Below are 20,761 nucleotides of genomic sequence, written 5' to 3'. Positions count from 1 at the left end.
GGCCGGAAAGACGCACCAAGGACGGGCGGGTCATGGCGGTTCGTCGCGTTGTGCGCCCGGCCGGACGTTCCCAGGAACCGCCCTAACCCGCCAGTCCTTGGCGCGTCTTTTTCCCTGGGCGTGCACCGACCGAAGCCTGTCGGCGCGGGTCCACTCGACGGCACCGAACCTGCGGCCCGTAACCCCGAGAAGGGGCCCGCCTGGCTTGCCCTTCGACAGGCTCAGGGAACGGAACCCCGCCAACGTCCAGCAGGCTCAAGGGGTTGGGTTGAGGTCGATCGGGTGGCCGTTCTTCCAGACGGCTTCGATGGCGCGGAGGTCGGTGATCTTGGTCGTCGGGTCGCCGGCGACGAGGACCAGGTCGGCGCGGTGGCCGGCTTGCAGGCGGCCGCGGTCGGTCAGGCCGAAGGCGTCGGCCGGGGCGGCGGTGGCGGTGGTCAGGGCGGTGACCGGGTCCAGGCCGGGGCCCACCAGAGACTCGAGGCAGGCGAGCAGGCTGACGCCGTTGATCAAGCCGGGGATCGGGGCGTCGGTGCCGGCCAGGATCGGCACGCCGGCCGCCCGCAGGATGCGGGTGTTGGCCCGGCCCCGATCGAGCCAGGAGTCGTTCATCCACGGCGATTCCGGGAACGGGGTGTCCAGGATCGCCCGCTGGAAGCCGGACAGCCGCGGCGCGATCCGCGGGTCGGCATAGATGCTCCGATCACCCTCCCGGCGGCGTGCGGTGCCGAGGTCGTACGCGCTCGTGCTGATCATGAACACGCCACGGTCCAGCGCCCGGTCGATCAAGGTCCGGTCGACCGGACGGTCGGCGCAGACATGGGCCAGCCCACTGATCCCGGCGTCGATCGCGAGCAGCGCGTCGTCGGTCCGGGTGACGTGGGCCAGCGTGCGCAGGCCGCGCTCCGCGGCCGCCGTGATCAGGGCGCGGAGCTGCCGGTCGGACAAGGTCGGCATCGGCGACCCGTCATGATCACGATGCTCGATCACCAGCTTGAGGTGATCGGCGCCCTCGGCGATCCGCTGGTCGACGAACGCGGCCGGATCGTCGTTCGGTCCGAGCGTGGCCAGCCCCGGGAAGGCCTGGGTGCCGTGCCCGCCGGGCACCGTGACCAGCGTCCCGGCACTCCACAGGTCGGCCCGGGCGGTCGGCGCGGTCGAGGCCCGCTGGGTCCGCACGTCGCCCCGCTGCTCGGCGACGGTGCCCAACTCCAGCTCGGTGGTGACGCCGAACCGGGGCGGATCGGTGCTCGGCATCAGGTGGGAATGCGCGTCGATCAGCCCCGGCAGCAGCGTCCGGCCGGTGCCGTCGATGCGCTCGTACCCGGTCGGGATCTCGATCCGCTCTCCGACGCCGACGAGCTCCGCCCCGCTGACCAGCACCGTGCCGGAGCCGATCACCCGCTCGCCGTCGAAGACCCGCACACCCTCGAACGCGAAGCCGCCGGCCGGCCGGGCACCGACCCGTTCCGGGCCGCAGGCCGAAAGCACCGGCACGGCGAGGGCCGCGGCCAACATGGCTCGCCGGCCGATCCGGATATGGCACCTGCAGGGCATTCTGATCACTCCGATTCTGTTCAGTATGAACGTACTAATACGAAGATACTGTAACCTGACCATGAACCGAAACCCCAGCTGAGGAGTGCGGATGCCCCGACAGGTCGACCATCAGGAGCGCCGGGCCAAGGTCGCCCGGGCCCTGTGGTGGGTGATCGCCGAGCGAGGCCTGGAGGCGGCCAGCCTGCGCGAGGTCGCCGCCGCGGCCGGGGTGTCGATCGGCCAACTGCAGCACTACTTCGGCTCGAAGGAGAGCATGCTGCGGTTCACCCTGGAGCAGCTCGCCGAGCAGCTCGGGCACCGGATCCACGAGGTGCTGGAGGCCGGTGGGGCGTCGGTGCTGGACGTGCTCCGGGCGGTGGTCCGCCAACTGGTCGCGGTCACCCCGGAGCAGCGGATCGAGCACCGGGTCTGGCTGTCGTTCCTCGCCTACGCCGACGTGGATCCGCAGATCGCGACGATCCTGCGCGACCAGCAACTGGCCAGCCGGGCCGTGCTGGTGGAGTCGCTGCGGCACGCGGCAGCCGCGGGTGAGCTCCGGGCCGGCCTCGACGTGGAGCTGGCGGCGTCGATCCTGCTCGCCCTGGTCGACGGGCTGTCCATCCAGGTCGACCTGACCGACCTCGCCCCCGCCGCGGTCGATGCGGCGCTCGAGGCCCACTTCCGGTCACTGCTCCGGTGATTCGCGCCCGCCGCGCCCGGACCGGTAGCATGCACGGCAGTCGGCGGCAGCCGCCGGCTCAAGCAGCACGTTCACATTCATACTGGGGTTAGAGGGTTTCCACGTGGGTTCGGTCATCAAGAAGCGTCGCAAGCGGATGGCGAAGAAGAAGCACCGCAAGCTGCTCAAGAAAACACGCATTCAGCGACGCCGCGCCGGCAAGTAGCCCCTTCGACAGTTGACGGGGCCCGGAGCCGAACCCGGCTGAGGTGAGGGGGTACGCCGCGATGACCACGGTCATGATCACCGGCGTGTCCCGAGACCTCGCTGCCCGTTTCGCCCGGTCGCTGGCCGCCGACACCGAGGTCACGGTGATCGGTGTCGATGTCGTACCTCCGCGTCATGATCTCGGCCGGGCGGCCTTCATCCGCGCGGACATCCGGGCGCCGATCATCGGCAAGGTGATCGACAGTCATGACGTCGAGGTCGTCGTGCACATGGCGGTGCTGGCCGCCCCCGGTCGCACCGGCGGGCGCTCCTCGATGAAGGAGATCAACGTCATCGGCACGATGCAGCTGCTCGCTGCGTGCCAGAAGGCGGCGAGCGTCCGCAAGTTCGTGGTCCAGGGATCCGTGTCGGTGTACGGGTCTTCGCCGCGCGATCCGGCCCGGTTCACCGAGGAGATGGGGCCACGGGCCTCGCTGCGCTCCGGCTTCGGCAAGGACTCGGCCGAGATCGAGTCCTACGTCCGCGGCTACGCCCGCCGGCTCGACGACGGCTGCGTGACCACGCTGCGGATGGCCCCGCTGATGGGCGCCGGCGTGGACAGCACGATCACCGCCTATCTCGGGCTGCCGGTGGTGCCGAAGGTGGCCGGTTTCGACGCCCGGCTGCAGTTCCTGCATCCCGCCGACGCGGTCGACGCGCTGCTCACCGTCACCCGGGACGACCTGCCCGGCACCTTCAACGTGGCCGCCGACGATGTCGTCCTGCTCAGCCAGGCGCTGCGGACGCTCGGCCGGCCCTGGGTCGAGGTGCCGCGGCCGGCGGGGCCGCTGCTGGCCGGGCTGGCCCGCCGTGCCGGCTTCGCCGAGATCTCCGACGAGCAGCTCGACGTGCTGACCTACGGTCGAGCCATGGACAGTTCGCGCTTCACCGCGGCGACCGACTGGCGGCCGCGCTACGGCTCGGCCGAGGCGCTCGCGGAATGGGCGGCGCCGACCGGGCCGGGCCTGCTCGGACCCGACCGGGCCGACGCCCTGGTGGACGCGGCCGCGCGGCTGCTGACCGGAGGGCGGGCCGGCGATGGCGTCTGAGTTCGAGGGTCGGCTGGAGCCGGACGGACCCGAGGCCGAGGTGCTGGGCTTCGCGCCCCGCCGGCGCCGTCCTGATCACGACCCCGAACCCGACGAGACCCAGCAGCCCGAAGCCGAGGCCCGGGAACCCGACGAAGCTCAGGAATCCGAAGCAGGCCAGGGATCCGACCCTGATCCGGAATCTCAACCGGAGTCGCCGACGGCCGGGCTGCGCGGTGTTGTGTCCGGGCTGCGGGGGGCAGTGTCCGGCCTGGCCGGCTGGCTCGGGGCGGACCGGATCGGGCCGGAGTGGGTGGCGGCGGTCGAGCGGGCGGCCGAGTTTGCCCGGTCCCGGCTGCACGGCGACTACCCGACGGACGAGTTCGGCTTCGACCCGGAGTTCACCACCAAGATCTTTCTGCCGCTGTTGCGGCCGCTGGTCCGGAACTGGTTCCGGGTCGAGCTGCGCGGCGCGGAGCGGCTGCCGACCGACGGCGCCGCCCTGCTGGTGTCCAACCACGCCGGCGGGTTGCCGCTGGACGGGATGGTGCTGCAGTCGATCATCCACGACGAGATCGGTCGGCACGTCCGCTCCCTCGGCGCCGACCTGATCTTCGCCACCCCGTACTCGCATGACCTGGCCCGCAAGACCGGCACCACGCTGGCCTGCGCCGAGGACGCCGAACGGCTGCTGACGGCGGGGGAGATCGTCGCCGTCTTCCCGGAGGGGTTCAAGGGGCTGGGCAAGCTCTACACCGATCGCTACCGGCTGCAGCGGTTCGGCCGCGGCGGTTTCGTCTCGGCCGCGGTGCGGGCCCAGGTGCCGATCATCCCGGTCTCGATCGTCGGCTCGGAGGAGATCTACCCGATCCTGGCCAAGGTGCCGGTGCTGTCCCGGGCGTTCGGGCTGCCGTACTTCCCGCTCACTCCGCTCTTTCCCTGGTTCGGCCCGCTCGGCGCAATTCCGTTGCCCAGCAAGTGGATCATCGAGATCGGCGAGGCGATCCCGACCGACCAGATCGCTCCCGCCGCGGCCGACGACCCGACGGTGATCTTCAACGTCACCGATCAGGTCCGGGAGACGATCCAGCAGACCCTGCACGCCCTGCTGGTCCGCCGGCCGGGGATCTTCTGATCAACTGATCATGGTCTACGGCCCGATCGCCCTGATCCTCGTCGCCGCCGGCGTGTTCCTCGGCCTGGTCGTCCGGCGCAACACCGCGACCGTTCGTGATCGCGACGTGTCCGGTGATCAACTTCTCGGCTTCGCCATGGTCGGCGTGGCGGCCATGATCGGGCTCGGCGTGCTGGTGATGATCATCGGGCTGGTGACTCCGCCGGAGGGGCTGGCCGAATCGGTCGGCCTGCTCGCCCTGTCCGGCTTCCTGCTCTATCTGGTCGTCGCCGCGGCGGTGATCGTGATCACCCGCCAGCGCTGGGTCCAGCGCTGGGACCCGCCGCCGGAGTCAGCGCCGGCGCAGCAGCCGGGCGACGGCGACCCCGGCGGAGACGGCCCCGGTCACCCCGCCGATCACCGCGGCGGCGATCAGCCCTAGCCGGATCGCCCGGCGGCCGGTCCGGAAGTCGCGGATCTGCCAGTCCAGCTCCTCGGCGTGCTCGAGCAGCCGGCCGTCGGGGTTCACGGCACAGGGATGGCCGACCGAGGACAGCATCGGCAGGTCGTTGAACGAGTCGGAGTAGGCGAAGCACCGGGCCAGATCGAGATTCAGCGCAGTCGCCAGCTCGCGTACCGCCTCGGCCTTGGCCGCGCCGTGCAGCAGATCGCCGCGCAGCCGGCCGGTGTAGACGCCGTCGGTGTGCTCGGCGACCGTGCCCAGCGCACCGGTCAGCCCCAGCCGCTGGGCGATGATCGTGGCCACCTCGACCGGGGCCGCGGTGACCAGCCAGACCTGCTGCCCGACGTCGAGGTGCACCTGGGCCAGCGACCGGGTGCCGGGCCAGATCCGGCGCGCGATCGACTCGTCGTAGATCTCCTCGCCGGCCGCCTGCAGATCGATCACCCGGTGACCGGCGATGAACGCCAGCGTCGCGCTGCGGGCGTCGGCGATGTGCTCCGGATTCTCCCGGCCGACCAGCCGGAAGTAGCTCTGCAGCCAGATGCCCTTGATGATCAGCCGGGTGGGGAAGAAACCGCGCCGATACAGGCCCTTGGCCAGGTGGAACAGTGACGCGCCCTGGATCACGGTGTTGTCGAGGTCGAAGAACGCCGCCGCCTGGGGATCCTGACCGATCACCGGCGGCGGTGGGGCAGCGACCGTGCGGCCCTTTTCCGGGCGAGCGACGGATCGGCCCTTTTCCGGGCGAGCGACGGAACGGCCCTTTTCCGGGCGAGCGACGGAACGGCCCTTTTCCGGGCGAGCGACGGCTCGACGCTGCTCTGAGCGAGACACGGCGACCACCCTAGTGCCGCGTCGGTGGATGTCCTAGATCATCGTGTCCAGCACCCGCTCGACCTCGTCGCGCAACCGGTCCAGGGCGTCGGCGTCGCCGAACAGATGGCGCAGCAGGGCCTGCTGGAACAGCCCGTCGAGGATTCCGTACGCTGCCGCCGGGGTGACGGCCGGCTCGGCCTCGCGCAGCTCGAGATAGCGGTCGACGACCCGCCAGATCATCGCCTCCCGGCGCTGGTCGATCTCCTGCACGTCGGTGCGGAACGACTCGTCGAACAGGCTCTGGTTGCGGACGTCGTACCAGAGCCGGTGCATCGGCGCGTCCACCCGCAGCGTCATCGCCATCGCCGCCGCGAAGTCCCGGCGCAGGCCGTCGGCGGTCTCGGCCGCGGCCACGATCGCGTCGTAGCGGGTGACGCAGACGTCCTCGTACTGCCGGACGCAGTAGGTGAGCAGGTCCACCTTGTCGTCGAAGTAGTAGTGCAGCACACCGTGCGAGAACTCGGAGTTCTGGGCGATCTCGCGCAGGCTGGTCCGGGCGTAGCCGAGCTCGGCCAGGGTCTGCAGCGCCGACGTGGCCAACTGCATCCGGCGTTCGGCGATCTTGTCGGTCTGCCGCCGCGCCGGACTGCGCTTCTGCGGCGTCGTCGTTGCCTCGCTCACCTGACTCCCGGTGTTCGCAGGATGTCCGGCCCGCAATCCGGGCCGCAGTCAGTGTAACGGCCGGAAACCGCTATCGCGGAGCTGAATCTTGACGAATGTCCAGGAATACCTTGACGAGTGTCCAGGATTACTCCAGGCTGTCGGTCAGGGTCGCGCCGCTGCACCGGAGAGCGGCGGCGCGGCTCTCTCGAATCAGCGGAATCCCCACCATCTCAAGGAGGCGATGAACGATGGGTGCGTACGCTCTGAGCGGCCGGGTCGCCCTGGTCAGCGGCAGCGCGCAGGGGCTCGGCGCGGGCATGGCCACGGCGCTCGCCGAGGCCGGTGCCGCGGTGGCCGTGGCCGACATCCAGCAGGATCAGGGCCGGGCCACGGTCGACGAGTTGAGTGCGGCCGGCGCCAAGGCCGCGTTCGTCCCCCTCGACGTCACCGACGATGCCAGCTGGGAGCAGGCCGTGGCCGCCACGATCGCCGAGCTGGGCGGGCTGGACATCGTGGTCAACAACGCCGGAGTCGAGATCACCAGCCTGGTCGTCGACCTCGAGCCGGATCAGATCCGGCGGATGCTCGAGGTCAACCTGCTCGGCACCGCGCTCGGCCTCAAGCACGCCTTCCGCGCGATGCGCCCCGATGGTCCTGCCGGGAAGGGCGGTGCTGTGGTCAATGTCGCGTCCGTCGCCGCCACCATCGCCTTTCCCGGTATCTCGGTGTATTCGGCCACCAAGTCCGGCGTCGACCGGCTGACCCGGGTCGCCGCGATGGAGTCGGGCAAGCTCGGCTACGGCGTGCGGGTGAACTGCATCTATCCCGGTCTGGTGCCGACCGCGATGGGCGCCCAGCTGGCCCAGGACGTGGCCCGGCTCGGCCTGTTCCCGAGCCCGGAGGAGGCGGTCGGCGCGGTGATCGGGCTGACCCCGCAGGGCCGGTTGGGCGAGGTGGCCGACATGGCCGACGCGGTGGTCTTCCTGGCCTCCGACGCGGCGCGTTTCATCACCGGCGCCGGCCTTCCGGTCGACGGCGGCATGGGAATGTGAGGGAGGACGAGTCATGACCAAGCCTGTCGTCGTCTACGGCGCCTCCGGCTACACCGGCCGGCTGATCTGTGAATACCTGCGCGAATACAACGTGCCGTTCGTCGCCGCGGGGCGGGACAAGGACCGGGTGCAGCAGGCCCTGGACCTGATCCCCGGCATCGGCACCGCCGACTACGAGATCGTCGAGGTCACCCACGACGTGGCCGCGCTGACCGACCTGCTGGCCGAGGCGAGTGTCGTCTGCAACACCGTCGGCCCGTTCTCCGAGTACGGCAGCGAGGTGGTCGAGGCCTGCCTGGCCACCGGCTGCCACTACCTGGACACGACCGGCGAGCAGGACTGGTTGATCACCTGTGACGAGACGTACGGGGCCCGGATGGCCGAGGCCGGGCTGCTGCTGTCGCCCGGGCTGGCACAGATGTACACCACCGGTGAGATCGCGGCGCAGCTGTGCCTGGAGGAGCCGGGGCTGGACACGCTCGACATCCTGGTGATCTGGAAGGGGCTGCCGACGGTCGCCTCGACCCGGACCATCCTGGTCAACGCGGCGCTGGCCAAGGCCAACTACCTGGAGCAGAACGAGTATCAGGAGTGGCCCGCCGACGCCGGCGTCTACAGCGTCGCCGTGCCCGGGCAGCACGAGCTCGGGCTGGCGTTGCCGTGGGGCGGCACCTCGCACCCGGTCTGGTTCCGCCGGGACCCGCGGGTGGCGAACGTCAAGGTGCTCGGCGGGGTGGCCGATCGCGCCCTGATGCAGGGCGTGCCGCAGATCGTGGCCGCGGCGATGGAGCAGATCAAGGACCTGTCCGAGGAGGACCAGCACAGGGCCCTGGCCGAGACGGCCGCGGCGGTGATGAACGAGATGCCGCCACGGGAGAACCCGCGGATCAACACCTCACTCGACTCGGTGCACGCCTCCGGTCCGCTGGGCCGGGCGCACTGCGTGATCTACGGCAACTGCAACTACAAGCAGACCGGGCTGATGCAGGCGTACGCGGCGTACTCCCTGTTGCAGCAGCCGCCGCGGCGGGCCGGCTTCGCCTCCGGCTGCCAGGCCTTCGGGCACCGGGAGCTGCTCGGCGTGCTGCGCAGCTTCGGGCTGGTGATGGAGCCGGTCCTGACCCGCCGGCACTGACCGCCGCGACCGGGGACGGCAGACATGCGGTTGATCGACTACCTGGACAAGGGCGCCTCGCTCGGGCCGGACGCGCCCTGCCTGACCCTGGGCGCGCAGACCCGGAGTTACGGCGAGGTGCAACGGCTGTCCTGGCGGATCGCCCGGGCGCTGGCCGGCAGCGGGGTCCGGCCGGGGGACAAGGTGGCGATCCTGTCGGCCAACGACCCGGTCGCCTTCGCCTACGTCTTCGGCATCTCCCGGGCCGGCGCCGTCTGGTGCCCGATCAACCCGCGCAGCGTCGCGGCCGAGAACCGGGAGCTGCTGGAGCTCTTCGACTGCGTCGCCCTGATCTTCCAGGCCGGCTTCGCCGACCTGGTGGCGACCATCGCGCCGGACCTGCCGCAACTGACCACTCTGGTCTGCCTGGACCCGGAGCCGATCCCGCTCGCCGCGGTGCCCGGGGCGGTGGACTTCGGTGGCTGGCTGGCCGCGGCCGAGGACGGGCCGTGGCAGGCCGACCCGGTCGACGACCTCGCCATGATCGTCGGCACCGGCGGCACCACCGGCCGGCCCAAGGGGGTCCAGCTGACCGGGCACAACCTCGAGGCGATGACCGCGATCACCTTGATCGGCTACCCGTTCGACGGCCGGCCGCGCTATCTGGCGCTGGCACCGCTGACCCATGCCGCCGGTGTGCTCTGCTTCCCGGTGCTCAGCCTCGGCGGCGAGATCGTGATCTTGCCCCGGCCCGACCTCGGCCGGTTCCTGACCACGATCACGGAGAAGTCGATCACCCACACCATGCTGCCGCCGACGCTGATCTATCAGCTCCTTGATCATCCGGCCTTGGGGTCGACCGACCTGAGCTCACTGCAGTGTCTCTGGTACGGGGCCGCGCCGATGTCGCCGACCCGGCTGGCCCGGGCGATCGAGGTGATCGGCCCGGTGCTGGGCCAGTTCTTCGGCCAGACCGAGGCGCCGATGGTGGTCTCCACCCTGGCACCGAGTGATCATCTTCGACCGGACGGGACCCCGGCGGTCGAGCGGTTCGCGTCGGCCGGACGGCCGGCACCGCTGGTGCAGGTTGCGATCATGGACGCCGACGGCACCGTGCTCGGGCCGGGGGAGCGGGGCGAGATCGTGGTCCGCGGGCCGCTGGTGATGGCCGGCTACTACAAGAACCCGGAGGCGACCGCGGCGGCGAGTGCGTACGGCTGGCATCACACCGGGGACATCGGCTATCTGGACGCCGACAACTTCCTGTTCATCGTCGACCGGGCCAAGGACATGATCATCACCGGCGGCTTCAACGTCTATTCGGCCGAGGTGGAGTCGGCCCTGCTGGCCCACCCGGCCGTCCGCGACTGCGCCGTCGTCGGCCTGCCCGACGACCACTGGGGCGAGCGGGTCACCGCCGTCGTCGAACTCCACCCCGGTCACCGGGCCACCGCCGACGAGCTCCGGGCGTTCGCCCGCGACCGCCTCGGCGGCCTGAAGGCGCCCAAACAGGTCGAACTCTGGCCCGACCTTCCCCGCTCCACTGTCGGCAAGGTGCTGAAACGCGACATCCGCGACCGCCTCCTCGCCCCGGCCCGCTGAAAGGGCGCGCCGAGCCTGGAGTCGTATGCCAGACTCGGGCAGCGTGGGAGAGTCCGACCCGGGAGTGCGTAATCTGACCGACCTGCTCGCGGCCCGGGCCGAGCAGCGGCCGGACGTCGTGGCGGTGCGCGAGCCGGGAGCGGAGCCGGCCGAGTTGACCTGGGGCGAGGTGGATCGCCGGGTCACGGCGACCGCCGCCGGGCTGTCGGCGTCCGGGCTGGTGGCCGGGCAGCGGGTGCTGACCGCCTTGCCGAACTCGATCCGGTACGTGATCGACTACCTGGCCTGCCTCCGCGCCGGGCTGGTCGTGGTGCCGATCGATCCGCAGTCCACGCCGGAGGAGCGGTCCCGGCTGGCCGAACGGACCGGCGCCCGGCTGGTGCTGGCCCCGGACACTGATCATGATCAAGACGGCGCGGGGACGGTGCTGCCGCCGCTCGATCCGGCCGCGTTGGCCGTGTTGCTGCGGACCGCGGGCACGTCGGCCGAGGCGAAGATCGCGATGATCAGCCACCGCTCGCTGGTGACGCCGGCGGCGCAGCTGGCCCGGCTCGGGCTGATCACCGCCGACGACACGGTGCTCGCGGCACTGCCGCTGTGGCACGTCTACGGGCTCGGGGTGATCGTCGGCGGCTGGCTGGCCAGCGGCTGCCGGTTGATCATCGCCGATCCGGCGGCGGACCCGGCCGAGCTCATCGAGACCGAGCAGGTCAGCGTGCTGCCGACCGTGCCGGCCATGCTGGAGCGGCTGCTGCGCCGACCGGACCTGGCGCGGCGGCTGAGCGGCCTCCGGATGGTCCTGTCGGCCGCGGCACCGCTGTCCGACGAACTGGCCGGCCGGTTCGCGGCCGCCGCCGGTCACCGGGTCGAGTCCGGCTACGGGCTGACCGAGGCCGCCGGCGGAGTCACCACAACGCTCGATCCGACCGGGACGGAGCGCCCGCACCACGGCTTCGGTCACGTCGGCCGGCCGATGCCGGGAATCGAGGTCAGGATCGGCGACGGCAGCGACCCGGCCGAGCCGGACCGGATCTGGATCCGCGCCGAGCAACTGTTCACCGGCTACTGGCCGGACGGTGCCGGCGGTCCCGATCACGACGGCTGGTACGACACCGGCGACCTCGGCTACCAGACCGACGGCGAGCTCTATCTGGTCGAGCGCAGCCGCGAGTTGATCATGGTCGACAACTTCCCGGTCTATCCGGCCGAGGTCGAACACCTGGTGCTGGAGCTCGACGGGGTGACCGAGGCCGCGGTGATCGGCGACGACAGCGGGATGATCGCCTTCGTCGTCGCCGAGCCCGGGATCGACGCCGACCGGATCGCCCGGCACTGCGCCGACCTGCTGCCCCGGTTCAAGCGCCCGGCGACGATCCGCCTGGTCGACGCCCTGCCCCGCGGCGTCACCGGCAAGATCCAGAAGTCGGAGCTGCGGCGCCTGCTCGACCAAGATCGACAACTCGACCATGATCGAAAGGAACCCCGCCCATGACCGAGCAGCCCCGGGTGACGATCCTGGTCCGGCAAAACTGTCACCTCTGCGACGAGGCCCTCGAGGTGGTGCGGGCGGTCTGTGCCGAGACCGGCGATCAGTGGGCCACCACCGACGTCGACTCCGACCCCGACCTGGTCCGCCGCTACACCGACCAGGTCCCGGTCACCTTCGTCGACGGCGCCCAACACGACTTCTGGCGCGTCGACGCCCACCGGCTGCGAATGGCTCTCGCGGGCTAGTCCTGGTCCGGTTGAGCGTTGGGGTCGAACGTCATCAGCCCTAGCTCTCGCCACGCGGAAATCAGTTTGCCGTCTCCGGCGGCGGCCACCACATCGTTGTCGTCGATCTGCTCGGCTGACGCACAATGGACGGCGTCGTAACCGCGAAGCTGGAATCGACGGGCCAGGATTGCTGCACGCTCCACGAGGACTTGGTCGACCTCGACGACTTCGATCTCGCGCCAGAGTTCGGCCACCAATCGGAGACTGGCGTCTAGTCCTGGCTCGGTCAGTCGACCCATTCGCTGGGCCTGCGCGAGCGCAGCGGCAGTCTCCGGGTAGGTGAGCCGGCACGACACGACGCTGTCCGCGTCGTCCCAGAATCGACCACACAGGCCACTAGTCGGCTCAGCGACCACCAGAGGCACAAAGGCCGAGGTGTCGAGATAGCCGATCATCGACGTTGGTCGCCGACCAGGTCACTCACGGTGCCGGTCGCCGGCACGGGGTCAGGCGCTGGCCTCTTGGGTCGGCGTGCCGGCTCGACTCGGCCTTCGGCACGCAACTGCTCCAGCCTGGTTGGTCGATCCACGGGAACAATTCGAGCGAAAGGGCGGCCGTGATCCGTGACGGTGATCGTGTGTCCCGCCCTGACCTGGGCCAAATGGCGGCTCAGCGCATCTCTGAACTCGCGAATTCCGACCTCCATCGCCGTCTCCTCCTGTAGCCACCTTGTGTACCTTGATTGTAGCCACCAAGGCGAGGGAAGGGAGCACCGAACACCATGCTGTTCACACTGATCACGCTGCGGGGTCTCAGCGACGGCACGGTCGATCGGACGTTTCGGCGCTGGCAGGTGGTGCGGCCGAAGCCCGGGTCGCGGTTCACGACCAAGATCGGGCTGGTCGAGGTGACCAAGATCGAGAAGGTGGCGGAGGAGAAGCTGACGCCGACCGACGCGAAACGGTCTGGCTTCGCAGACCTCGCAGCGCTGATCAAGTGGACCCGGGCCAAGGGGGAGGGCGACCTCTACCGGATCCGGATCCGGCTGGCCGGCCCCGACCCGAGGATCGCACTGCGGCAGCAAGATCAACTGGAACCCGATGACCGGGCGACCCTGGACACCAAACTGGGCCGGATGGATCGGGCCGCCGACCAACCCTGGACCCGGCCGACCCTGGAGCTGATCCAGCGCCGACCCGCCGTCGTCTCCACCGACCTGGCCGCCGAACTCGGCCTCCCTCGCCCCGATTTCAAGATCAGGGTCCGCCGCCTCAAGGCCCTCGGCCTGACCGAGAGCCTCGAGGTCGGCTACCGCCTGTCCCCCCGCGGCGAGGCCTACCTCCGCGACTGACCCGGTCGACGAGGACCGTACCGACCACGTTCGAGGCCCTCTCCGCACCCGTTTCTCCTGCTTCGCACCGGCTGTTGCTGTCGCGAAGGGCGGGGAGGTGGGGCGAAGGTGGGTTGGGTTCGGCTACGGCTCTGGCGCCGCGAAGGGGCCAGGGAAGGCCGACCATGATCACCGCTCGGCCTCTTCGCCCCCGTTTCTCGTGCTTCGCGCCGGCTGTAGCTGTCGCGAAGCACGGGGAGGTGGCGCGAAGAAGTGGCTGCGGTCGGTTGGGCGATTCTCGGCGGCGGCCACGGGCGGCGACGGAGGTCGGGCTTGATCACGGCCGGGTGCACGTGGCTCGGTTCGCGCGGCCTGTGGCTGTCGCGAAGGCCCTCCGGCCCCGCCCAATCCCACCTGAGCGAGCGCCGTTATCCACAACCCCCACCCGAGTTGTCAGAACTCAGAAGCCCCATGACACAACTCATTTCTGACAACTCGGTCAGATGAGGCCCTGATTCTGCAGCCACTCCTCGGCCACGTCGCGCTCGGTCTCGCCGTCCAGATCCACCTTGCCGTTGAGCTCCATCATCACCTCGGCGGTCAGCTTGTCGCTGATCGCGCCCATGATCTCGCCGATCGCCGGATATTGATCAAGAGTCTCCTGGCGCAGCGTGACGCAGCCCAGATACTCGATGAAGAAGTTCTGGTCGTCCTCCAGCACCTTGAGGTCGTTGGCCTTGATCCGGGCCTCGGTGGTGGTCACCTCGCCGAAGGCGCAGTCCTTGCCGATCTGCGGATAGACCAGGTTGAGGTCGAGCTCGACGACGTCGCTGAACTTGAAGCCGTAGGCCTTCTGCACCCCGGGCAGACCGTCGTCCCGGGCGATGAACTCGCTGGCCGCGCAGACCGCGGCCTGATCCGGGTTCTGCTTGATGTAGGTGGCGGCGTCGCTCAGGGTGTTGAGGTTGTTGTCGGTGGCGAACTGGTTCTTCACCGCGATGCCGTACGCGTTCTCGAACGGAGCCGGCTTGAGCCAGGCGACCCCGTTCTTGGCGTCGGCCGCCTTGACCTGCTCGTACAGATCCTCGGGCACCTCGGTCGGGGAGTTGCCGAGGATGTTGACCCAGCCGGTGCCGGTGTAGTCCCAGTAGAGGTCGATCTGCTTGGACGTCAGCGCCTCCCGCACCGTGGCGCTACCGGAGATCCCGGTCTTGTCGTTGATCGTGGCGCCGGCGTTCTCCAGGGCCACCGCCGCGAGCTGGCCGAGCACCTTCGATTCGGTGAACTCCTTGGAGCCGATGGTGATCGTCGCCCCGGAGAGCGCGTCGCTCGGCCCACCGGACTCGCCCTGCGGACCGGCGCCGCAGCCGGCCAACAGGCCGGCCCCGGTGACGATTCCGGCCATGATCGTTGCCAGTGCCCTGCGTTTCATCGGTTCTCCTCGGTCAGCTTCGGGCTTCACGTATGTCAAGAGGTCAAGTGTGGAAGGGATTCAGAGGCCGGCGGGACGAAGCAGATCCTCCGCCACCCCGGCGAGGTAGTCGATCAGCAGGGCCAACACCGCGGTCAGCACGGCGCTGATGATCTGCACCAGCAACCGGTTGGTGGACATGCCGGCCACCAGGATCCGGCCGAGCCCGCCGGCGTTGATGTAGGACGCCAGGGTCGCGGTGCCGACGTTGATCACCAACGCGGTCCGCACCCCGGCGAGGATGATCGGCACCGACAGCGGCAGTTCGATGCCGAACAGCACCTGGCGGGCCGACAGTCCCATGCCGCGCCCGGACTCGAGCACGGCGGGATCGACCTGCTGCAGCCCGACGATCGTGTTCAGCATCACCGGGATGATCGCGTAGATCACCAGGCCGATGATCGCGGCGCCGAACCCGAGGAAGGCGAAGCCGACCGCGAGCAACACCAGCACGCCGATGGTCGGCACGGCCTGGCCCAGATTGAGCAGCCCGATCAGCGGTGGCCTGATCACCCGGAGCCGGCGCCGGGAGAACAGGATGCCGAGCGGGATCGCGATCAGCACCACCAGCACGGTCGACGCGAACGTCAGCTGGATGTGCTCCCAGACCGCCGACAGCAGGTTGGGCAGGGCAAGCGCGCGGGCCTCCAGACTGTCCATCGGCGTGACCGCCAGCACCACGGCGATCGCGGCGCAGGTCACGACCACCAGGATCGGCCGGACCAGATAGCCGGCGAGGCTGCGCCGGCCGGCGGAGACGCCGACCGTCGGCGGGGTCAGCTCCCGGCTGTCGGTCGGGGCGGCGACGCTCATCGGGGCTCGTCCTCCCGGCCGGGCCCGTCGGTGTCCGCGGTGTTCATCCGCTGCCGGTCCCGCTCACCGGCCTCGCGTCGCATGGCCCGGATCGTCTCGTTGATCTGGTCGATGTCGATCACCCCGAGGTAGCCGCCGCGATCATCGACGACCACCGTCGTCGCGTAGTTGGCGGCGACCATCTGGTTCAGCACCTCGTGCAGGGAGGTGCGGCGATCGACGACCGCCTCGGGCACCTGGCCGATCTGGTCCAGCGGCCGGCCGTCGCCGCGCCGCAGGTCGGTGGCGTTGATCCAGCGCAGCGGCCGGCGATCCGGGCCGAGGACGAGCAGGCAGGCACAATCCGTCCGCCGCACCAGATCCATGGCGGCGACCGGGTTGGTCTCCGGCTCGACCGTCGGCCAGGTGCCGAGCTCGATGTCCTCGACCCGGCGCAGATGCAGGCCCTTGAGCGCGGCGCCACCACCGATGAAGTCGGCGACGAACTCGTTGGCCGGCGCGGTCAGGATCTGTTCCGGGGTGTCGAACTGGGCGATCTCCGAGCCCTCCTGCAGGATCGCGATCCGATCGCCCATCTTGATCGCCTCGTCGATGTCATGGGTGACGAACACGATCGTCTTGTGCATCTCCGCCTGGAGCCGCAGGAACTCGTTCTGCAGCCGGTCCCGGGTGATCGGGTCGAGCGCGCCGAACGGCTCGTCCATCAGCATCACCTGCGGGTCTCCGCCGAGGGCCCGGGCGACCCCGATCCGCTGCGCCTGGCCGCCGGACAGTTGCTTGGGATAGCGGTCCCGATAGGTGTCCGGATCCATGTTGACCAGCCGGAGCAACTCGTCCACCCGGTTCCTGATCCGGGCGGCGTCCCAGCCCAGCAGCTTCGGCACGGTGGCGATGTTCTGGGCCAGCGTCCGGTGCGGAAACAGGCCGGTCTGCTGGATCACGTACCCGATCCGGCGGCGCAACTGGTCCGGGTCGGTCCGGGTGACGTCGGTGTCGTCGATGATGATCTTGCCCGAGGTCGGCTCGATGATCCGGTTGATCATCTTCATCGTGGTGGTCTTGCCGCAGCCGGACGGGCCGACCAAGATCACGATCTCGCCCTCGTTGACGTCGAGGGTCAGGCCGTCCACCGCCGGCCTCTTCCCGCCGGGGTAGGTCTTGGTCAGCTGCTCCAACCTGATCATCACGCGCCGGGACTGCTCCGGCGCGGCCTGGTCACCACCGGGTGCGGTCAAGGTCATCGGATCCCCTTCGACGTGGTCAGCACTCGGAGCAGGTTCAAGGCGAGGTCGTACAGGACGGCGACGATCATCACACCGACGATCCCGGCCAGCACCAGGTTGAGCGCCACCGGGGTGCCCACCCGGCCCAGGCCGCCGAAGATCAACTCGCCGTAACCGGGGCCGAGCACGATGTGGCCGATGGCGGCGATCCCGATCAGGATCAGGGCGGTGACCCGGATGCCGGTGATGATCACCGGCCAGGCCAGCGGCAACTCGATCGTGAGCAACTGCCGCGATCGGCTCATCCCCATCCCGCGGGCCGACTCGACGATGCTGGGGTCGACCGACCGCAGCCCGGTGATCGTGTTGCGCAGGATCGGCAGCAGCCCGTACAGCGTGAGGGCCAGCACCACCGGCGCCGGGCCGAGGCCGAGCGGCCCGATCAGCAGGACGAACAGGGCGAACGAGGGAATGGTCAGCATGATCCCGGCCGCGGCCAGGACCAGTTCGCGCGGCCGGTTGGTGCGATAGACCGCGATCCCGACCCCGACCCCGATGACCGAGGACAACGCGAGCGCAACTGCGACCACGGCGACGTGTTGGAGACCCAACTCCAGCATGTCATCGCTACGTCTGATCAGGAACTCGAAAAAATTCAGGAGCCCGGCCCGCCATCGATGGTCATTGTGACCTTCCTACACGATCGTCCGTGGCCGCGCACCTTGGAAGAGCGGCCACAGAGTTTGTGCAGAGATTCACAAGCTCGTAGAGTTGCCGGGAGTTCGAAGGAGTGATGTGCCGACAACACCGCACCCGAAATCGGCCGACCGGCCGGCCTCGGAGGGCATGTCGGCCGGGATCCCGGACGCGACGATCGCGCGCCTTCCGGTCTATCTCCGAGTGCTCAACGCGCTGGCCGAGAGCGGTGTCGAAACCGTGAGCAGCGGCGCGCTGGCCCAGGCCGCCGGCGTCAACTCGGCCCAGCTGCGCAAGGACCTCTCCTACCTCGGCTCCTACGGCACCCGCGGCGTCGGCTACGGCGTGGACTATCTGCGGGTGCAGATCGGTCGCGAGGTCGGCTCGGCCCACGAGTGGCCGGTGCTGATCGTCGGCATCGGCAACCTGGGCACCGCGCTGGCCAACTACTCCGGCTTCTACTCCCGCGGCTTCCGGGTGGTCGGCCTGGTCGATCCGTCGCCGGACCTGATCGGCCGGGAGATCCACGGCCTGGCGATCTCCGACCTGGCCGACCTGGAGAAGGTGGTCCGCGGCACCGGCGCCGTGATCGCGGTCATCGCCACTCCGGCCGAGGCCGCCCAGGGCATCGCCGACCGGCTGGTGGCCGCCGGCGTGACCAGCATCCTCAACTTCGCGGCCACCGTGCTCGGTGTGCCGGAGGGCGTCACCGTGCGTAAGGTCGACCTGGGCCAGGAACTCCACATCCTCGCCTACCACGAGCAGCGCAAAGCAGATTCGGCGACCGCCGAGTCCACACCCCAGCTCCGCGCGTCGAGGAAGGGTAAGTCGTGAGCATCCTGGTGGTCGGCGTCTCGCACAAGACGACTTCGATCGAGCGGTTGTCCCGGATCGCCCTGGACGGACCGGCCGCGGCCAAGCTGACCGATGCACTGGTCGCCGGCGTCCATGTCGACGAGGCGGTGGTGCTGTCCACCTGCAACCGGACCGAGGTGTACGCCTCGGTGTCCCGGTTCCACGGCGGCCTGGACGAGGTGACCGCCGAGCTCTCCGCGGTCGCCGGGATCGGGGTCGAGGAGCTGCGGGACGAGTGCGCCGTCTACTTCGACGAGGGTGCGGTCGCCCACGCCTTCGCCGTCGCCGCCGGGCTGGAGTCGATGGTCGTCGGCGAAAGCCAGATCCTCGGCCAGTTGCGGCTCGCGCTGTCTGCGGCGCAGCGGCAGGGCGCCGCAGGCAGCACCCTGAACGCCCTGTTCCAGCAGGCGCTGCGGGTCGGCAAGCGGGTCCAGACCGAGACCGCGATCGGCGCCGCCGGTCGCTCCCTGGTGACCGCCGCGTACGAGGCGCTGGCCGATGACCACGGCTCCCTCGACGGGGCCCGGATGGTCGTCGTCGGCGCCGGATCGATGGCCAGCCTGGCTGCCCGGACCGCCGCCGCCCTCGGGGCCGAGTTGACCATCGTCAACCGGACCAAGGCCAAGGCCGACCGGCTGGCGGAGGCCGTCGCCGGCACCTCCGTGCCGCTGGCCCAGCTCGACCGGGCGCTGGCCGGCGCCGACATCCTGCTCACCTGCACCGGCGGCCGGGACCTGAAGATCGGCGCCGACCAGCTGACCGGCACCCCGATCCGGACCGTGATCGACCTGGCCGTGCCGTCCGACGTCGATCCCACCGTCGCCGCGACCGGTATCGCGGTGATCGACATCGCCCGGCTCGGCGACCGGCTGAAGGACGAGCGGCAGGACGGGGCCGACGCCGCCGCCGAGCTGGTCCGCAACGAGGTGGCCGACTTCCTCGGCTCCCGCCGCGCCGCGCAGGTCGCGCCGACCGTGGTCGCGCTGCGCACCATGGCGACCGAGGTGATGGCGGCCGAGCTGGACCGGCTGGACGCGCGGCTGCCGGAGCTCGGGGACAAGGAGCGCCAGGAGATCCACCGCTCGGTCCGCCGGGTGGTGGACAAGTTGCTGCACGCGCCGACCGTTCGGGTCCAGGCGCTCGCCTCCGGCGGTGAATCGGTGGACTACGCGGCCGTACTGCGGGAGCTGTTCGCGCTCGACCCGCAGACCGTGGCCGCCGTGATGAAGCCCGAGGTCCGCCGATGAGCAACCCTGTCGTACGGATCGGATCGGTGATCCGGATCGGCGCCCGCACCTCGCCGCTGTCCCGGGTCCAGGCCGACTGGGTCGCCGCCCGGCTGGCGACGCTCGGCGTCGACACCGAGTTCGTGGGCGTCACCACCACCGGCGACGTCGACCGGCGGGAGCTGACCCAGATCGGCGGCACCGGGATCTTCGCCGCCAAGGTCCGCGAGGCGCTGCTGGACGGCACCATCGACCTCGCCGTGCATTCGCTCAAGGATCTGCCGACCGCGCCGGTCCCCGGCCTCCGGGTCGCCGCCGTGCCGACCCGGGAGGACACCCGGGACGTGCTGATCGGCTGCCGGCTGGCCGACCTGACCGAGCCTCGGGACCGGCCGCTGCGGATCGGCACCGGCGCCCCGCGCCGGGCGATCCAGCTGCTCGACCACGCCCGCGCCGCCGGGCAGGAGCTCGAGACCGTGCCGATCCGCGGCAACGTCGACACCCGGGTCGGGCTGGTCAAGGACGGCAAGGTCGACGCGGTCGTGCTGGCCGCCGCCGGCCTGCGCCGGCTCGGGCTGCTGTCCGAGGCCGCCCCGGCCGAGACCGAGGGCCTGGAGGTGTCCGGGCTGCCGGCCGCGATCCTGGCCGAGGACCTGATGCTGCCGGCGCCGGGCCAGGGCGCCCTGGCGCTGGAGATCGCCGAAACGCTCGGCCCCGAGGCAACGGCGGCGATCGAGGCCGTCAACGATCCGGTGGCCGCCGCCGAGACCCGTACCGAACGGTCGTTTCTGGCCCGACTGGAGGCCGGTTGTACGGCTCCGGTGGGTGCCCGTGCAAAAGTCAAATCGGTCCATGGTAAAAGACTCGATTTGACTCTGACCGCGGTAATTGGGAGAACCTTAGTGAGCAACCCGCCAGAGTCGATCGGAGACGGTTCCGTCCTGCGGGTGGAAACCGATGGATCCGTCGTCGATTCCTTCGACGAGCTATCGCGTTTCGCAAGCGCTGTCGCCGATCGCGCCCTGGATGAGTTGAGAAGTACCGCCCAGCACTCGGCGCGCCGGACGCGGCGAGGCTGAAACAACAGAACGCGA

At 70.2% G+C, this 20,761-nt stretch carries 23 protein-coding genes; 14 read left to right on the top strand and 9 right to left on the bottom strand.

Features of this window, described 5'->3' with window-relative positions:
- Positions 1-255 precede the first annotated feature (255 nt).
- Positions 256-1,518: an amidohydrolase family protein gene (locus FNH24_RS31265; RefSeq protein ID WP_152366160.1), complete on the bottom strand. Its 1,263-nt coding sequence runs from the start codon at positions 1,516-1,518 to the stop codon at positions 256-258.
- Between the two features lie 130 nt (positions 1,519-1,648).
- On the opposite strand from FNH24_RS31265, the gene FNH24_RS31260 reads away from it, so the two are divergent.
- The 5 genes from FNH24_RS31260 to FNH24_RS31240 all read left to right on the top strand — a co-directional run bounded on the left by FNH24_RS31260 (position 1,649) and on the right by FNH24_RS31240 (position 5,069).
- The gene (locus tag FNH24_RS31260; RefSeq protein WP_152366159.1) at positions 1,649-2,239 is read left to right on the top strand and encodes a TetR/AcrR family transcriptional regulator; all 591 of its coding nucleotides are present in this window, start codon (positions 1,649-1,651) and stop codon (positions 2,237-2,239) included.
- Positions 2,240-2,342: 103 nt separating this feature from the next.
- Positions 2,343-2,444: a 30S ribosomal protein bS22 gene (locus FNH24_RS31255; RefSeq protein WP_002550589.1), complete on the top strand. Its 102-nt coding sequence runs from the start codon at positions 2,343-2,345 to the stop codon at positions 2,442-2,444.
- Positions 2,445-2,505: 61 nt separating this feature from the next.
- Positions 2,506-3,534, top strand: a complete 1,029-nt coding sequence (locus FNH24_RS31250; protein ID WP_246187165.1) for an NAD-dependent epimerase/dehydratase family protein — start codon at positions 2,506-2,508, stop codon at positions 3,532-3,534.
- Positions 3,524-4,648: a lysophospholipid acyltransferase family protein gene (locus FNH24_RS31245; RefSeq protein WP_152366158.1), complete on the top strand. Its 1,125-nt coding sequence runs from the start codon at positions 3,524-3,526 to the stop codon at positions 4,646-4,648. The genes FNH24_RS31250 and FNH24_RS31245 overlap by 11 nt, the downstream gene beginning before the upstream one ends.
- A gap of 10 nt (positions 4,649-4,658) precedes the next feature.
- Positions 4,659-5,069 (top strand): hypothetical protein, encoded by a 411-nt coding sequence (locus FNH24_RS31240; RefSeq protein ID WP_152366157.1) that lies wholly within the window; start codon positions 4,659-4,661, stop codon positions 5,067-5,069.
- On the opposite strand, the gene FNH24_RS31235 is transcribed toward FNH24_RS31240, so the two are convergent.
- Together FNH24_RS31235 and FNH24_RS31230 are read right to left on the bottom strand one after the other, a co-directional pair.
- Positions 4,980-5,768, bottom strand: coding sequence for an HAD family hydrolase (locus tag FNH24_RS31235; protein ID WP_246187164.1), 789 nt, complete (start codon positions 5,766-5,768; stop codon positions 4,980-4,982). The genes FNH24_RS31240 and FNH24_RS31235 overlap by 90 nt on opposite strands.
- A 189-nt stretch (positions 5,769-5,957) precedes the next feature.
- Positions 5,958-6,587, bottom strand: coding sequence for a TetR/AcrR family transcriptional regulator (locus FNH24_RS31230; protein ID WP_246187163.1), 630 nt, complete (start codon positions 6,585-6,587; stop codon positions 5,958-5,960).
- A 230-nt stretch (positions 6,588-6,817) separates the two neighbouring features.
- Here FNH24_RS31230 and FNH24_RS31225 point away from each other — a divergent pair, with 230 nt between their 5' ends.
- From FNH24_RS31225 to FNH24_RS31205, 5 genes are read left to right on the top strand one after another with little or no spacing between them, the layout of a single operon-like run.
- Positions 6,818-7,621 carry an SDR family NAD(P)-dependent oxidoreductase gene (locus FNH24_RS31225; RefSeq protein WP_152366155.1) on the top strand — a complete coding sequence of 268 codons (804 nt, stop codon included), beginning with the start codon at positions 6,818-6,820 and terminating at the stop codon, positions 7,619-7,621.
- 13 nt (positions 7,622-7,634) lie between these two features.
- Complete coding sequence (locus FNH24_RS31220) at positions 7,635-8,756, top strand: DUF5938 domain-containing protein (RefSeq protein WP_152366154.1); 1,122 nt, start codon at positions 7,635-7,637, stop codon at positions 8,754-8,756.
- Positions 8,757-8,780: 24 nt separating this feature from the next.
- Complete coding sequence (locus tag FNH24_RS31215; protein ID WP_152366153.1) at positions 8,781-10,337, top strand: acyl-CoA synthetase; 1,557 nt, start codon at positions 8,781-8,783, stop codon at positions 10,335-10,337.
- Between the two features lie 43 nt (positions 10,338-10,380).
- Positions 10,381-11,829, top strand: a complete 1,449-nt coding sequence (locus tag FNH24_RS31210; RefSeq protein ID WP_161606410.1) for a class I adenylate-forming enzyme family protein — start codon at positions 10,381-10,383, stop codon at positions 11,827-11,829.
- Positions 11,826-12,071 carry a glutaredoxin family protein gene (locus FNH24_RS31205; RefSeq protein ID WP_152366151.1) on the top strand — a complete coding sequence of 82 codons (246 nt, stop codon included), beginning with the start codon at positions 11,826-11,828 and terminating at the stop codon, positions 12,069-12,071. The genes FNH24_RS31210 and FNH24_RS31205 overlap by 4 nt, the downstream gene beginning before the upstream one ends.
- Here the strand turns inward: FNH24_RS31205 and FNH24_RS31200 are convergent.
- Entirely contained in the window at positions 12,068-12,508 is a 441-nt protein-coding gene (locus FNH24_RS31200; RefSeq protein WP_152366150.1) for a type II toxin-antitoxin system VapC family toxin, read from the bottom strand. The two genes, FNH24_RS31205 and FNH24_RS31200, sit on opposite strands and share 4 nt — an antisense overlap.
- Positions 12,505-12,759: a type II toxin-antitoxin system Phd/YefM family antitoxin gene (locus FNH24_RS31195; RefSeq protein ID WP_152366149.1), complete on the bottom strand. Its 255-nt coding sequence runs from the start codon at positions 12,757-12,759 to the stop codon at positions 12,505-12,507. The genes FNH24_RS31200 and FNH24_RS31195 overlap by 4 nt, the downstream gene beginning before the upstream one ends.
- A 75-nt stretch (positions 12,760-12,834) precedes the next feature.
- Between FNH24_RS31195 and FNH24_RS31190 the strand changes: the two genes are divergently transcribed.
- A complete protein-coding gene (locus FNH24_RS31190) occupies positions 12,835-13,404 on the top strand; it encodes an ASCH domain-containing protein (protein ID WP_152366148.1) in 570 nt (189 codons plus the stop codon).
- 478 nt (positions 13,405-13,882) lie between these two features.
- Here FNH24_RS31190 and FNH24_RS31185 read toward each other — a convergent pair whose 3' ends face one another.
- From FNH24_RS31185 to FNH24_RS31170, 4 genes are read right to left on the bottom strand one after another with little or no spacing between them, the layout of a single operon-like run.
- Positions 13,883-14,815: an ABC transporter substrate-binding protein gene (locus FNH24_RS31185; protein ID WP_152366147.1), complete on the bottom strand. Its 933-nt coding sequence runs from the start codon at positions 14,813-14,815 to the stop codon at positions 13,883-13,885.
- 60 nt (positions 14,816-14,875) lie between these two features.
- Entirely contained in the window at positions 14,876-15,667 is a 792-nt protein-coding gene (locus FNH24_RS31180; protein ID WP_152366146.1) for an ABC transporter permease, read from the bottom strand.
- Positions 15,664-16,908, bottom strand: coding sequence for an ABC transporter ATP-binding protein (locus FNH24_RS31175; RefSeq protein ID WP_152366145.1), 1,245 nt, complete (start codon positions 16,906-16,908; stop codon positions 15,664-15,666). Before FNH24_RS31175 ends, FNH24_RS31180 begins: the two co-directional genes overlap by 4 nt.
- Entirely contained in the window at positions 16,905-17,480 is a 576-nt protein-coding gene (locus FNH24_RS31170) for an ABC transporter permease (RefSeq protein ID WP_246187162.1), read from the bottom strand. The genes FNH24_RS31175 and FNH24_RS31170 overlap by 4 nt, the downstream gene beginning before the upstream one ends.
- A gap of 256 nt (positions 17,481-17,736) precedes the next feature.
- On the opposite strand from FNH24_RS31170, the gene FNH24_RS31165 reads away from it, so the two are divergent.
- From FNH24_RS31165 to hemC, 3 genes are read left to right on the top strand one after another with little or no spacing between them, the layout of a single operon-like run.
- Positions 17,737-18,420 carry a redox-sensing transcriptional repressor Rex gene (locus FNH24_RS31165; RefSeq protein ID WP_152366203.1) on the top strand — a complete coding sequence of 228 codons (684 nt, stop codon included), beginning with the start codon at positions 17,737-17,739 and terminating at the stop codon, positions 18,418-18,420.
- Positions 18,417-19,688 (top strand): glutamyl-tRNA reductase, encoded by a 1,272-nt coding sequence (locus FNH24_RS31160; RefSeq protein WP_152366143.1) that lies wholly within the window; start codon positions 18,417-18,419, stop codon positions 19,686-19,688. Before FNH24_RS31165 ends, FNH24_RS31160 begins: the two co-directional genes overlap by 4 nt.
- A complete protein-coding gene (gene hemC / locus FNH24_RS31155; protein WP_152366142.1) occupies positions 19,685-20,746 on the top strand; it encodes a hydroxymethylbilane synthase in 1,062 nt (353 codons plus the stop codon). Before FNH24_RS31160 ends, hemC begins: the two co-directional genes overlap by 4 nt.
- Positions 20,747-20,761: the final 15 nt, after the last annotated feature.

It is taken from the genome of Microlunatus speluncae (assembly GCF_009299835.1).
Taxonomy (GTDB): domain Bacteria; phylum Actinomycetota; class Actinomycetes; order Propionibacteriales; family Propionibacteriaceae; genus Microlunatus; species Microlunatus speluncae.
The sequence above is the reverse complement of the archived record's forward strand: the minus strand, read 5'-3'. Positions and strand labels throughout refer to the sequence as shown.

What these genes read in the sequence shown, in the direction of transcription:
- FNH24_RS31260 (WP_152366159.1), top strand. Translation starts at nt 1,649, where the DNA reads ATGCCCCGACAGGTCGACCATCAGGAGCGCCGGGCCAAGGTCGCCCGG.
- FNH24_RS31240 (WP_152366157.1), top strand. Translation starts at nt 4,659, where the DNA reads ATGGTCTACGGCCCGATCGCCCTGATCCTCGTCGCCGCCGGCGTGTTC.
- FNH24_RS31250 (WP_246187165.1), top strand. Translation starts at nt 2,506, where the DNA reads ATGACCACGGTCATGATCACCGGCGTGTCCCGAGACCTCGCTGCCCGT.
- hemC (WP_152366142.1), top strand. Translation starts at nt 19,685, where the DNA reads ATGAGCAACCCTGTCGTACGGATCGGATCGGTGATCCGGATCGGCGCC.
- FNH24_RS31165 (WP_152366203.1), top strand. Translation starts at nt 17,737, where the DNA reads ATGTCGGCCGGGATCCCGGACGCGACGATCGCGCGCCTTCCGGTCTAT.
- FNH24_RS31245 (WP_152366158.1), top strand. Translation starts at nt 3,524, where the DNA reads ATGGCGTCTGAGTTCGAGGGTCGGCTGGAGCCGGACGGACCCGAGGCC.
- FNH24_RS31180 (WP_152366146.1), bottom strand. Translation starts at nt 15,667, where the DNA reads ATGAGCGTCGCCGCCCCGACCGACAGCCGGGAGCTGACCCCGCCGACG.
- FNH24_RS31175 (WP_152366145.1), bottom strand. Translation starts at nt 16,908, where the DNA reads ATGACCTTGACCGCACCCGGTGGTGACCAGGCCGCGCCGGAGCAGTCC.
- FNH24_RS31195 (WP_152366149.1), bottom strand. Translation starts at nt 12,759, where the DNA reads ATGGAGGTCGGAATTCGCGAGTTCAGAGATGCGCTGAGCCGCCATTTG.
- FNH24_RS31265 (WP_152366160.1), bottom strand. Translation starts at nt 1,518, where the DNA reads ATGTTGGCCGCGGCCCTCGCCGTGCCGGTGCTTTCGGCCTGCGGCCCG.
- FNH24_RS31225 (WP_152366155.1), top strand. Translation starts at nt 6,818, where the DNA reads ATGGGTGCGTACGCTCTGAGCGGCCGGGTCGCCCTGGTCAGCGGCAGC.
- FNH24_RS31205 (WP_152366151.1), top strand. Translation starts at nt 11,826, where the DNA reads ATGACCGAGCAGCCCCGGGTGACGATCCTGGTCCGGCAAAACTGTCAC.
- FNH24_RS31220 (WP_152366154.1), top strand. Translation starts at nt 7,635, where the DNA reads ATGACCAAGCCTGTCGTCGTCTACGGCGCCTCCGGCTACACCGGCCGG.
- FNH24_RS31200 (WP_152366150.1), bottom strand. Translation starts at nt 12,508, where the DNA reads ATGATCGGCTATCTCGACACCTCGGCCTTTGTGCCTCTGGTGGTCGCT.
- FNH24_RS31190 (WP_152366148.1), top strand. Translation starts at nt 12,835, where the DNA reads ATGCTGTTCACACTGATCACGCTGCGGGGTCTCAGCGACGGCACGGTC.
- FNH24_RS31215 (WP_152366153.1), top strand. Translation starts at nt 8,781, where the DNA reads ATGCGGTTGATCGACTACCTGGACAAGGGCGCCTCGCTCGGGCCGGAC.
- FNH24_RS31185 (WP_152366147.1), bottom strand. Translation starts at nt 14,815, where the DNA reads ATGAAACGCAGGGCACTGGCAACGATCATGGCCGGAATCGTCACCGGG.